The sequence below is a fragment of the Rivularia sp. UHCC 0363 genome, from assembly GCF_034931125.1.
Classification (GTDB): domain Bacteria; phylum Cyanobacteriota; class Cyanobacteriia; order Cyanobacteriales; family Nostocaceae; genus Rivularia.
Genome location: NZ_JAYGHM010000080.1, coordinates 1 through 13,166, shown reverse-complemented (window position 1 = coordinate 13,166; position 13,166 = coordinate 1). Strand labels below are relative to the sequence as shown.

Here is a 13,166-nt window from a genome sequence, read left to right as displayed (position 1 = left end):
CCCTACGTCAAAGATACTGCCAACATTCTCAAAGATAAGTCAGCTGACTCAGATGTTCGTGGTAGTGCAGTAGAAGCATTGGGAAATATGGGAAATGCTGCAAAACCCTATATCGCTGATATTCTCAAAGACAAATCCGTTGAATCATATGTTCGTAGCAGTGCAGTAGAAGCTTTGGGGAATATGGGGAATGCTGCTAAACCCTATGTCAAAGACATCGCTGATATTCTCAAAGATAAATCCGTTGAATCATATGTTCGTAGCAGTGCAGCACAAGCTTTGGGGAATATAGGGGATGCTGCTAAACCCTACGTTAAAGATATTGCCGATATTCTTAAAGATAAATCCGTAGACTCATTTCTTCGTGGTAGTGCAGCATATGCATTGGGGAATATGGAGGATGCAGCCAAACCCTATGTTCAGGATATCCTAAATTTCATCAAAGATAAATCTGTTGAGTTGTTTATTCGTAGTATTGCAGCATCCGCATTGGAGAATATGGGGGATGCTGCTAAACCCTACGTTAAAGACATTCTCAACTTGATCAAAGATAAATCTGTTGACTTATCTTTTCGTAGGGATGTAACAGTAGCATTAGGAAATGTACAACAATTAAAGTTAGAAGAAATTGTTATTGTCCTTGATAATGTTTATTACGCAGGTCAATCATATTTAGGTCAATTAGGATTTGAAAATAGTCGTTTCTTAACCTATATTCTCAGCGGTGGAACCGACGAAGTAAAAACACTCCTCAAATGGACTGGTTATCCTCAAAAAATCCCAGATAAACTTACCCATGACGAAGCCGTTAAAACTCTACAAACCTTTGCTAAAGCATGGCAACCCACTCAAGATTTAACGCGATCGCGAAATGATTTAGCAAGCAAAATTGCTTTAGTCGCAAAAAAATCATCTTGGCAACCCCAAGACATCATCCTACTCGAACAACATCACCGCAACCTCCAACAAGCAGGTTATAGCGAAGCCGATACTCTACAGTCGGTAATCATTAACCTCAAGGGTTGGAGATGGTTTTTCAATTTCAGAAATATCATCTTAATCCACGCTGCTTTCTGGCTGTTACTCATCTTCGCTTACCCCAAATCTCCGCAAATCCAAGCCATCTTTTTCTGGAATCCTTGGGTAAGACGCATTTTTGGTATGGGTTACGTCGGCTTTCTCTTGGCTTGGGTTCCCTTTCTGCGTCGCAAATTATTTGAACCTTTCCAAACTTCCCTACTTGCGGATGCTGGTTTAAATAATTTTGACGAACAAGTATATTTTCCCGAATCTGGGATATCAGAAACACCAAAAACCACATCTCCATCAAAAATTACCCCAATTTTCCAAGCAATTCCCAATATCCAAGGTGAAATCGTACTGCAAGGGGATTCGGGTTTGGGTAAATCGATGTTTCTCCGCTACCTCGCGAAAACTTCTAAACGAATTGTCGTATATTTACCCGCTCGCAAGTGCGATAAAGGTGTAATTGAAGCGATTCAAATCAAGCTGCACGGACAAACACAAGATGCTCAATTTCTCAAAAATCTGATTTACAGCGGCGCAATTGATATCTGTATTGACGGACTCAATGAAGTTTCCGCTGATACCCGCGCTCAAATTAAATCGTTTATGGAAAGCTATTTCAAGGGTAACATCATCATGACTACCCAACCTTTGGAATGGGAACCCCCAGCTACCGCAAAAACTTATTATTTACAGCCACTACAACAAACCCAAATTCAACAATTTCTACTTTCCCGTCAACCACACCTCCCCGCAAATGCCAAAATCCAAGGTACAGATTACGAAAAAGCCTGTACTAATTACCTCGATCAAAGCTTCAATACCCCACAAACAAATGAAGAATTAACCGCTGTTAAAGGCATTCTTTCCAACCCGATGGATTTAACCTTAGTTGCTTTGATGCTTTCACAGGGAGAACATCCCGATGTATTCCACCTGCAACAACAGCAATATAACTTGATGGCAGAAGAATACGAACAATTTTGGAAACGAGATTTTCCCCTCAAACAGTTTTCCGAAGCGGTTTATCAAATGCACGTTAACGATAAAAGTGATTTACCAGATGATGATTTTTACAACGAATTAGTCTGTATGGAAGACGAGAAATATAAAATGGTTATTAGCCGTCAGTGGCAAGAATCGGACGGTGAAGCCCAGAAACAATGGTACTTCCGTCATGATAAAATTATGGATTACTTTTTAGTCCAAACCTTTCTCGGCGAAAGTGATGCAGCAGAATCAAGATTAATTAATCACATCGGAGATTCGCGTTTTCGCGGAGTTTATTTTCTCCTGGCAACTTTACTACCTTTAAATGAAGCTCAAGATTTACGGGAAAAGTTGATCAATTACGCTGCTGATACTAAAGACCATACCGTTAGCGATACCTTTGTGCAATTGTTGAGGACAAGGTGATTCGATTTTGGATTTTAGATTACCCTACGAGAAGACGCTTGCGCGTCAATAGATTTTAGATTCAAGTCTTTTACTTTCAACCTTGACTTAAAATTGAGAAAATACCAACCCCATTAAAAATTATGCTCAAAACAGTCGAAGGCATTTATCAGAATGGGCAAATTCAACTCACCGAGTTACCGCAAAATTTAGCTGATAGCACCCAAGTTATCGTTACTTTTCTTGAACCTGGTAAAATCGATGCTATCAAACTGCGTCAAATTATTGAACAATTAGAGACTATAGCAGGTATTGAGCAAGGATTAGAAGAAGTTAAGGCTGGAAAAACTCGTCCTATGAGCGATTTTATCGAAGAAATGCAGCAAAAATATGACATTTCAGGTTGAGATTACACCTATTGCCGAAACCCAAATAGAAAAATCATATCGTTGGTACCGAGAGCATAATTCCGAATTTGCCGATCGATGGTTTCGAGGATTAATGAATGCGATCGCAACGCTTCAAGAAAAACCTCTACGCTGTTCTTTAGCAGTTGAATGGGAAATTTTTACCGAAGAAGTTCGACAGTTACTTTACGGAAAATCCAAAAATATCTATCGGGTTTTATTTACCGTTAGAAATACAACCGTTTATGTTTTGTACGTGCGTCATAGCTCTCAAGCACCATTAACTGCGGATGATTTAGAAGAAGGTGAAGGTATTTAGAAAACAATTCATAAATTTAGATAAAAAGACTCGTAGTTACGGTCCAACGTTAAATCAATATTTAGCGCTTTAGCGCAACTACAAACCTTAAAAATTACTCTTTTCTTTAAACCCACGAAGGTGGGTTTTGCCTGTGTAGACGCGATTTCAATCGCCAGGTATCTATAAATAAGTATATTTTCTCACTCTTCAAAACTACAAGCGATCGCCAATTGAGAGTGTTCTAAAAATATCTTCTCATCCAGCATTTCCACCGAATATTGCGGAGTTTCCCTTAACAGCTTCTCAATTCTCCCATTCGCAGCTTCCACTACCGATTCATCAAGACTCCCGTTTTCCAACGACTTGACAAAATCTTCAGCAATAAAATCAATCCGTTCGGTAGATGATGAAGGCAGATTACCGCACATTAAGAATAAATCACAGCCTGCATTCAATGTATGCGCTACCGTACCGCTTTGACTGTACATATCCGCAACGGCTTTCATATCCAAATCATCGGATACGACAACTCCTTGAAAACCAAGTTCTTCTCTAAGTATCCCGTTCAAAATTGATTGAGAAAAAGTAGCAGGTTTATCCCCTCCGATTTCAGGAAAGAGGATATGAGCGGTCATAATTAAGGGTATTTGCTCGGCAATTAAGGTTTTGAAAGGAATTAATTCTCGCTGTTGCAATTCTGATTTAGTTAAATTAAGTACTGGCAATTCTAAGTGAGAATCGCTGCTAGTATCTCCGTGTCCGGGGAAATGTTTAGCACAGGCAATGATTCCCGATTCTCGGAGTCCGAAGAAGTATTCGCGGGCGGTTTGAGCGGCGGTTTCCGGTGTTATATCGAAAGCACGGGGTCCAATTATAGGATTCTTGGGATTAGAAAAAATATCAGCAACCGGCGACCAAGAAACATTTATACCCAAAGATTTTAATTCTACAGCCATTGCGATCGCAACTTCCCGCGCTCGTTTCCGACACACATAACTATAGGGAAATCGCGTAATTGGTAAAGGTGGACGAATGACTCTTCCTCCTTCATGGTCAATAGAAATAAACATCGATTCGCGTTCTGTATATTCGCGAATATCTTGACTTAATTTCTTGAAAGTTTGCAACCACGATTCATAAGATTCACCATCACGGAAGTTCTTCGCAAAAAAACAAACTCCCACAGGCTTTAATTTACTAAGAATTCTTTTATCTTCATCGGTTAACGCAGTACCCGAAACACCGACAATTAAATGGTTTCCAAAAAACATAGTCAATTATCAATTATCAATTATCAGAATAATACGGTTATTGATGAGTAATTAGTAAGCGATCGTTATACCATTTTTATATAGAAGTATATATTCCCCAATTACCAATTACCAATTACCAATCCCCAATTACCCATTACCAATATCCAATGTCCAAAGTCATCTTCCACATAGCATTTCCAGTTACCGATATTGTTCAAACTAAAGCATATTACGTTGATGGTTTGGGATGCACTCCCGGTAGAGAAAATCGCAACGCTTTAATTCTCAATCTTTACGGACATCAGTTAGTAGCACACGTGACTAAGGAACCAGTTGTACCTCAACTTGGAATTTATCCGAGACATTTCGGTTTGGTTTTCACCTCGGAAGCTGATTGGGAAGATTTACTAGTAAAAGCGCAACAACGAAACTTACCTTTTAGAGAATCAGCTAAAAACCGCTTTATAAATACTCCTTTAGAACATCGCACCTTTTTTTTAGAAGACCCATTTTACAACTTGATGGAATATAAATATTATCGCAATCCAGAAGCAATTTTTGGCAGCGCTGAATTTACACAGATTGGCGATCGCACTTAATCGGTGCTGATAATGCAGTTGCGATCGCGTTCAAACTTTTGCGATCGGTTAACATCCAAGCATGAGTCAAAACTGGTACTACAACGTTTTCTCCTACCGGCATTCTAGAACTATCTGCGGGGACAATCATCATATCGTAGGGTGTCCAAATGGATGTAAAATTAATTTGCGATAACATGGACGCATCACTGTTCAAATCTCGCAGCAAACCACTATTAGGACGCATTTGTACGCAACCTAATCCTTGATTAAAGTAAGCTATTTGCGTACCGTGACTTGGTGCAGAAAGGGTAATAAATCGCTGCACGCGGTTAATTCCACCCATTCGCTGCATATAATAACGACTCACGATTCCACCCATACTAAAACCAAGTAAATCAAAAGGTTGTTCTGCTGGGAAGGTCGCTTCAATTTTATTCGCTACCTGCTGCGCTAAATCATCTAAACCCGTAGTACCATTATTAGGCAGCAAATCCAGGTCATATACTTTCCAACCACGTTCGTTGAGGAACGGAATCATTCTCCGAAATACTCTACCAGTATCCCAAATCCCATGAACCAACAATACGGGATTTTTCTGCCGATTTACCTGATTCATTTAACATATATTTACTTTAGTTCACATAAAATGTAACTTATTTAAGTATTGGTAATTGGGAATTGGGAATTGAGAAATAAATATTTGACCTTTGACCTTTGACCTGTAAACTTTTGTTAAATCCGCTTTCACAATCTTGCTCTAGGTTACAAGAAAATCTGATAATTGTGGTGAAGTGTTGAGAAGCTGCAAGCGCTTGAAATATAAGCTGCTTAGCTTGTGTGGTTAATGTTATACCGAACCGATACTTCGACCATCCTCAGTTCTAGATCTAGAAAGCAGATGGAATAATATAAACAAGTATTTTTGATAATTATTTACAAGAATACGTATTTATTAATTGATTTGGTCAAAATTCGGGTATAAAAGACAAAATAAGCCTTATTTAGCTGTATCAAAAACTTAATCTGAGGAAATTATGAAATTTATTTCTGGACTTCTTGGTGGAAAGAAAAAAGATGGTGGTTTCTTTTTACAATTGAAAGAAGAACCTGATGAACCAATGCCAAAGGCTGATTCTAAGCCGGTTGAAGCATCTAATAATGGCAAAAAACCAACTGCTAATAGTGTAAAACCAACTGCACCAACTGCTAATGGTAAAAAACCAGTAGATACAGTTAAAGTAAAGGATGAAGATAATAAAGTAGAAGAAGTCGCTTCAGGTAAAGTCAAAGAAGTTAATGTCGAGATGATTCAAACGGCTAAAGGTCTGGAAGCGATCGCTGTTCCTGTAGATAAAAAAGCTGCTGTTAAAGCTTCTAAGGCTGAAGAACCAAAAGAAACTACTTTTGCACCAAAATACTTGATACCTAAGAATAATAATATCCGCCGTCGTCCCGGTGCAAATATGACTTCATTCTTAGATATGGCTAGTAAAGTTAAGACTCCTACTAAACAATAGATTCAATCTGTTACAGTCTATACTCCATAACCCGGCTTCTTGAACAAGTCGGGTTTTTTTGTGTTCTTATTTTAATCAATAATTAACTTACTAAAATTTACTAAAAATCACTAAAAATACATCTTAAGATAGATGTTACTCTAAATAGCCCTTAACCGTATAGACTATTAGAGTTGTTTTAATTTAATATTTTCTTAATGTTTAGTTTGTTTTACTTATCTAATAGTAAGAGTTTTATTATTATATGAAATCTAAAGAATTGTTACAAAGTTACGCAGATGGTTTGAGAAACTTCGGTCAAATTGAGTTAACTTCTTCATCTTTAAAAGGTGCAAAGCTGTGTCATATTAATTTAGAAGCTGCGAAATTGGTTGACGTTAATTTAGTAAAAGTTGATTTTTTTAACGCTAAACTTTCTAAAATTGGACTTACGGGAGCCGATTTAAGCGAAGCTGATTTAGGGGAAGCGGATTTAAGAGAAGCAAATCTCCAAGGAGCTATTCTTAGAGGAGCGAATTTAAGAGGAACGACGCTGATAGATGCAAATTTAAGTCAAGCGGATTTAACGGGTGCTTGTTTGAATGGTGCGAAGCTATCAGGTGCTAATTTAACTGAAGCTAAATTGAGGGGTGCGAATTTAAAAAGTGCATCTTTGATTGAAACTAAGCTGGTAAGAACAGATTTGACCAATACTAATTTTAATCGTGCGAATCTTTCTCAAGCAATATTTTCGTCAGTTAAGTTAAAAAACACCGTTTTTTACGATGCGAAAATGCCTAACGGTAAGGTTTTCTCTCATCTTAATTTGGATACAGTAAATGATGGAAATATTTTGAGTAAACAAATTGCTTTGAAATTAAACGCTTCTGATTTACTGCAATTAGAAACATCTATTCAAGAAGCTGTAGCAATTCTTTATTGGAATATTCCCAGAAGCGAAAATACCAGTTTGGAAACTATAAAAAATATAGTTATACAACAGCTTAATAAATACATTAGTTTAAAAATTGCTCTATTTAATTCACTTGAACAGTGAACAGTGAACAATGAATATAACCTGTATCCTTTAAATTATATTTATCTGAAACAAATTAGACATTTTACTTACTGATTATTGATTATTGATTAAGCATTTGTAAATTGTGTAATGTAGCGTATAGTCCTTGTTGCTGTAATAATTGTTCGTGACTACCTTGTTCGATTAATTCACCACGTTTAAGTACGAAAATCCGATTAACGTTACGAATGGTGGATAAACGGTGAGCAATAATAATTGCGGTACGTTCGGCTAAAAGCTGATTTAAAGCTTGTTGAATTAAGGCTTCCGTACCGACATCTAAACTAGCGGTTGCTTCGTCTAATATTAAAATTTGGGGGTTACGAATCGCAGCTCTTGCAAAGGCTAAAAGCTGTTTCTCACCGCTGGAAATATTTGTTCCTCTTTCTCGTAACTGGGTATCGTAACCTTGGGGTAATTCTTCGATAAAATCTTCAACGTTGGTCGATCGCGCTGCTTGCTGGATTTCCTCGAAGGTGTAGTTATCACCTAATGTAATGTTACCTTTAACATCACCAGCGAATAAAAATCCTTCCTGTAAAATTACGGCCATATACCGTCTTAATTCGGCTTGGGGTATTTCGCGAATGTCGATCCCATCTACTAATATCTGTCCTTTGCTTGGTTCGTAAAGACGACATAATAAACGAATGATAGTACTTTTTCCGGCTCCGGTGGGACCAACTAAAGCGATTTTTTCCCCCGGTTTGATGGTAAAGTCTAAATTTTTAATTACATAATCATCATCTTTATAAGCAAACCAAACCTGTTCAAAACGGATTTCCCCAAGTTTCGATGGGTCTATTTTACGATCATCGACAGTTTCTAAGTCATCGACAATTTCGTCGATATATCCAAATTCAAAGCTGTTTTTCAACGAATATCTAGGATTCGCTTTATCGCGTATTTCTATTGGTTCATCTAAAATATCGGTCACTCGTTCGATCGCAGTAAAACCCGCTTGGATGACGGTAAATTTTTCTGCAAATTGCCGTAATGGGTCAAATAATCGCTGAGCGTACAGGACAAAACTCGCTAATATCCCCACCGTCAACTGTTCTTGCAAAATTAACGAACCACCAAGCCATAATACACCAGCGATCGCCACTAAAGCGATCCATTCCAAGGTTGCTGAAACTGCGGAATCGTTAAAGATGGTTATATCAACTTCTTTGACGTAACGATTATTTATTTGTCTGAATAATTTGGCATTAAAGTTCTCTCGCCGAAACAATTGTACTACGTTAATACCCGTAATATTTTCTTGTAACTGTGAATTGAGTGAGGAAAGTCCTTCTCTGGCTTTATAATTTGCTTTACGAAACTGCTGTTGGAAGTATGTAATAATCGCCGATACGGGGACGAGCAATAGCACCAGCAATAAAGCTAGTTGCCATTGAGTGTAAAACATGAAGCCGATAATTACCAAGGTCGAGAATATATCCGATAATATACCTATTGCCCCTGTAGAAAATACGTCTCCTAATACTTCTACATCTGATGTCAATCGGGTAATTAATTTGCCTACAGGAGTTTTATCGAAAAACCGCACCGCTAAGGATGTGACGTGTTCAAATAAATCTTCACGAATATCGGCTGTAATTTGCTGTCCGACCTTTTGAACTAAAAAGCCTTGAAAACCATTAAGTAAAAGACGAATGGCAACACTAATTAGTAAAGCTATTTGTAAGATGTACAATCCCCGTACTGGATTCGCTAATAGAAATCCGTAGGTGCTAGGTTCTTTGCGAATCAAGGAAATAACTTGTCCAATTATTAAAGGCTGTATTGCGTTTGCGATCGCTACGGGTATCAGCAGCAGCATGGAAATTCCCAGCAGTTTTTTATAACGACTTGCATAGGGAACCAAACGCAAAAATAACCGCCAATCATTTTGAGGCAGACGGTTTTGCCGATAAGATTTTTTTAGAGGTTGGGAGATGCTCATAGTAACTGCATTATATTAATTTTTGACCGCAATCCGAGCGGTATTTTTTAACTAAATATCTGTCCTTACCGCTAGGTGCTGCGTTTTGTCCCCATTTACTATATCTGCAATTGACACGCAGAAGGTAATTATGGAAATCATGGTTATTTACACGAATACGATTCAGTCCCCGCTTAAATTAAGTACCTACGAAAGTGTGTAAATTGGCTTTAAAGCCTTACCCTACTGCCTACTCCCTATTCCCTTTAACAAAGCTTTGTCAATCGTGGAAACAATAAGCAATTTTTATACTCCTCATATCCATTATATTTTGAATTTAAAGTATTTACAGATACACCAATTGAGAAAAAATTTTTTGAGAATATGTATACAATATTGCGAATTTACAGAAGATTGGGATTAGAAATAGGTAAAAAAATTATGTACCCCATTCACCTGTTCTAAAAAACCGGACGGGGTTGAATTGAGGTGAAACTTATAACTGGATAAAAGGATAATTTGAATGGCAGAAATTGAAACTGCAAGACTGCGACTCAGACCTTACACGCTGGATGATTTAGATAGGTTAGCTGTAATTTTGAGCAATCCAGAAGTGATGAAGTATTCACTCAGAGGACCTATAGCCAAAGGTCAGGAAAAACAGGTTACTCGCGAGATTTTGGCATATTTCATCAAACATTGGGATAAATATGGTTTCGGTGTATGGGCTGCGATTGAAAAAGCCAGCGGTAAATTAATCGGTCATTGCGGACTCAATTGTTTATCCAATAGCCCCGAAATTGAAGTTTTATATCGTCTCGACCAGCATTACTGGAATCAAGGACTTGCCACCGAAGCCACACTCGCCTGTTTGCGATACGGTTTCGAGTCTGTCAAACTCTACAAAATTGTCGCGATCGCTTCACCAAAACATATCGCTTCTCGCCGAGTTATGGAAAAAGCCGGTTTGAAGTACGAAAAAGACGCTCATTTCTACAAGATAAACGTAGTTTACTACACCATTACTAAAGATGAATGGCAGCCAGATTATTTTTAATTGAGGGAGTAGGGGTAGGGAGTAGGGAGTAGGAAGTAGGGAGTAGAAAAATTATCTCAATAATCCATATCACGTCTGTGCCTTTTTTCCACAACTGATAATCAAATATCATCTATCAACTGATCGTTAATTAAACTTTTGTATTCATATTCCGTTACAAAGTTGTTACCCTTGTTTACACAATTTTTTTTATTGACCAATTTCTCAATTACGTCACGAGATTACAAGCCGTTTGGGTGTAATATGGGGTTTATATGCTTAGGGGAGCAGTAAAACTAATTTTACTATCTTCGTTCAAATAGCTGGATAAGACGTAGTTAATAGCTTGATATTTGCTTGATAAACGTACTACAACCAGCGAAAAGCTAAGCCAGACCTTCAAAGTTCATATGAAGCAATATTAATTCTATTGTGATTAAAATAACCAGAATTAGCTGAATAAAATACTGATATTGACAAATTCATAACTCCTAACTCTTAATTCCTAACTCTTTGAGCATTTCCAAATGGTTTTCTACAGATGTAAGAGTATTAGCTGCAATCATCCCCGAAGCTGCAACTGCTGGTAAACCGATACCGGGAAATGTCGAATCACCGCAACACATTAACCCTTTCAAAGGAGTATTTGAACCTGGAAATAAACCTTTTCCCGCACGAATTGCTGGACCATAAGAACCACGATTGCGGCGTAAATAACGTTCGTGGGTAAGGGGAGTACCAATTAAAGTGACTTCACAACGATCGCGAATATCTGGAATTACTTTTTCTAGAGCCGACCACATTATTTCAGAGCGAGATTGCTTTTGTTGTAAATACTCTTCGCTGTTTCGATCCATTCCCTGCCATAAATCATAAGGTTCGCTTCCGGGAGTGTAAACGTGAATCGAATGTTTTCCCGGTGGTGCCAAGGAAGCATCTATTACTGAAGGAATTGAGATTAATACTAAATTTTGCGGAGCGGTAATTCCTAATTGCCAATCTTTGACCGATATATAATGACATTGCAAATCGGAAGGGATATCGCGAGCGTCAATTCCTAAATGTAGATGCATGAAACTTTCACATTCGGGGGTTGCTTGTCGCTGTTTAATAAATTGCTGCGGTATCGATTCAGAAGGAATTAATTTCAAAGTATCCCATACAGAAGCATTGGAAATTACCGTATTTGCTTTTATTTCCTTTCCACCTCGCAACCTTACCCCGACAGCACGTTTATTTTCTACAATTATTTTTTCCACATGACTTTGTAAAAGTAACTTTCCACCATGTTTTTCTAATCCCCTGACCAAAGCATCTACCAAAGCACCGCTACCACCCATCGGATAATCCAGCATTACACCGGGACGATACCAGTCAGCGAACATAAACGCGACTTCAGCAGCACTAGTACCATCTGCGGGTAATCCAGAAAGCAGAAAACACAACATATTTAACCAATTTCTAATAAATGGGTCAGAAACAACTCCATCCATAATTGAACTGAAAGGTCCGGTTAACTTAGAAACGTTGAAAAAATGCTTTATTAAACTAGGTGCAAATTTACCCACAGTTTTCACCGCACCCAAATCTAAACGTAAAGCAGCAGGAGGAATTGCGATCGCAGCATCCGCATATGGTGACATAACTCGCTGCAATTCTCGCCATTCTTGAACCGCTTTTTCCCCACGCAATTTTAAAAGTACTTCACAAAATTGCTCCGCACCAACCTTCGTGTTAAAATCTCCTTCGGGAAGAAAGCAACCCCAAGTACTATAATTTGCCCATTCGCAATCTTCACCAACTGCATCTAATACCTGTCGCAAAGGATTATTTGAAGGACTGTAAGATAAACCCGAATAAAGCGAAGGTCCCGAATCAAATTTATAACCTTTATAATTAAAAGAATGTGCTGCTCCACCGGGGATAGAATGACTTTCGCAAACTGTTACCTTAAAACCATACCTCGCTAACAATCCCCCACAGCTTAATCCACCGATTCCGCTACCAATTATAATTACATCTGTCATTCGATTTTGAATTTTAGATTACTCTACGACTCCTGCTTAAAGTTTATCGGAGTTCACATCGCAGAAGAATAAATCATATCCAAATTAAAACATCTATTTTTCGATTGTACGGTAATACCGAAATGCAGATTATTTAAAATTCCGGTGATTCAAAGTTGTTTTCAACAGGTTTATCTATATATATGGGAGAAAATATTTTCAAAGTTGTATTTCACCTCTATTATTAGAATCCAAATTCAAACATCTGTTTTTCGATTGTACGGTAATACCGAAATGCAGATGATTTAAAATTCCGGTGATTCAAAGTCGTTTTCAACAGGTTTATATATATAGATGTGGAAGAGAATAAAATAATCCGCTGTATTTCACCTCTATTGTTGGAATCCAAATTCAAACATCTGTTTTTCGATTGTACGGGAATACCGAAATGCAGATTATTCAAATTCCGGGTGATTCAAAGTTGTTTTCAACAGGTTTATATATATATATGGGAGAAAATAAATCGCGATCGCACTATCTTCCCATATCTATATACATCAACCATCGTCTTGATAAATTTCGATTGTACGGGAATACCGAAATGCAGATGGTTTAAAATTCTGGTGATTCAAAGTTGTTTTCAAAAGGTTTATCTATATA

At 37.8% G+C, this 13,166-nt stretch carries 12 protein-coding genes; 8 read left to right on the top strand and 4 right to left on the bottom strand.

The genetic code is table 11. The features are described 5' to 3' along the window. The 3 genes from VB797_RS30150 to VB797_RS30140 form a co-directional block, all read left to right on the top strand. Positions 1-2,442, top strand: a 2,442-nt coding sequence (locus VB797_RS30150; protein WP_323241457.1) for a HEAT repeat domain-containing protein, incomplete at its 5' end; no start/stop codon positions are given. A gap of 122 nt (positions 2,443-2,564) precedes the next feature. After that, positions 2,565-2,828, top strand: a complete 264-nt coding sequence (locus VB797_RS30145; protein ID WP_323241456.1) for a hypothetical protein — start codon at positions 2,565-2,567, stop codon at positions 2,826-2,828. Further along, positions 2,812-3,147, top strand: a complete 336-nt coding sequence (locus VB797_RS30140) for a type II toxin-antitoxin system RelE/ParE family toxin (protein WP_323241455.1) — start codon at positions 2,812-2,814, stop codon at positions 3,145-3,147. Before VB797_RS30145 ends, VB797_RS30140 begins: the two co-directional genes overlap by 17 nt. A 182-nt stretch (positions 3,148-3,329) precedes the next feature. Here the strand turns inward: VB797_RS30140 and nagZ are convergent, their stop codons facing one another. Continuing rightward, entirely contained in the window at positions 3,330-4,400 is a 1,071-nt protein-coding gene (gene nagZ, locus VB797_RS30135) for a beta-N-acetylhexosaminidase (protein ID WP_323241454.1), read from the bottom strand. A 149-nt stretch (positions 4,401-4,549) separates the two neighbouring features. On the opposite strand from nagZ, the gene VB797_RS30130 reads away from it, so the two are divergent. Further along, positions 4,550-4,981, top strand: a complete 432-nt coding sequence (locus VB797_RS30130; protein WP_323241453.1) for a VOC family protein — start codon at positions 4,550-4,552, stop codon at positions 4,979-4,981. Here VB797_RS30130 and VB797_RS30125 read toward each other — a convergent pair. Beyond that, positions 4,956-5,579, bottom strand: coding sequence for a triacylglycerol lipase (locus VB797_RS30125; RefSeq protein WP_323241452.1), 624 nt, complete (start codon positions 5,577-5,579; stop codon positions 4,956-4,958). The two genes, VB797_RS30130 and VB797_RS30125, sit on opposite strands and share 26 nt — an antisense overlap. Before the next feature lie 418 nt (positions 5,580-5,997). Between VB797_RS30125 and VB797_RS30120 the strand changes: the two genes are divergently transcribed. Both VB797_RS30120 and VB797_RS30115 read left to right on the top strand, forming a co-directional pair. Next, on the top strand, positions 5,998-6,480 hold the full coding sequence (locus VB797_RS30120; protein WP_323241451.1) for a hypothetical protein: 483 nt from the start codon (positions 5,998-6,000) through the stop codon (positions 6,478-6,480). A gap of 244 nt (positions 6,481-6,724) precedes the next feature. Then, positions 6,725-7,516, top strand: a complete 792-nt coding sequence (locus VB797_RS30115) for a pentapeptide repeat-containing protein (RefSeq protein ID WP_323241450.1) — start codon at positions 6,725-6,727, stop codon at positions 7,514-7,516. A gap of 82 nt (positions 7,517-7,598) precedes the next feature. Here the strand turns inward: VB797_RS30115 and VB797_RS30110 are convergent, their stop codons facing one another. Beyond that, positions 7,599-9,485, bottom strand: coding sequence for an ABC transporter ATP-binding protein (locus tag VB797_RS30110; protein WP_323241449.1), 1,887 nt, complete (start codon positions 9,483-9,485; stop codon positions 7,599-7,601). A gap of 502 nt (positions 9,486-9,987) precedes the next feature. On the opposite strand from VB797_RS30110, the gene VB797_RS30105 reads away from it, so the two are divergent. Next, positions 9,988-10,521, top strand: a complete 534-nt coding sequence (locus VB797_RS30105; protein ID WP_323241448.1) for a GNAT family N-acetyltransferase — start codon at positions 9,988-9,990, stop codon at positions 10,519-10,521. A gap of 470 nt (positions 10,522-10,991) precedes the next feature. Here the strand turns inward: VB797_RS30105 and VB797_RS30100 are convergent, their stop codons facing one another. Then, positions 10,992-12,527 (bottom strand): NAD(P)/FAD-dependent oxidoreductase, encoded by a 1,536-nt coding sequence (locus tag VB797_RS30100; RefSeq protein WP_323241447.1) that lies wholly within the window; start codon positions 12,525-12,527, stop codon positions 10,992-10,994. A 427-nt stretch (positions 12,528-12,954) separates the two neighbouring features. On the opposite strand from VB797_RS30100, the gene VB797_RS30095 reads away from it, so the two are divergent. Further along, entirely contained in the window at positions 12,955-13,122 is a 168-nt protein-coding gene (locus tag VB797_RS30095) for a hypothetical protein (protein WP_323241446.1), read from the top strand. Positions 13,123-13,166 lie beyond the last annotated feature (44 nt).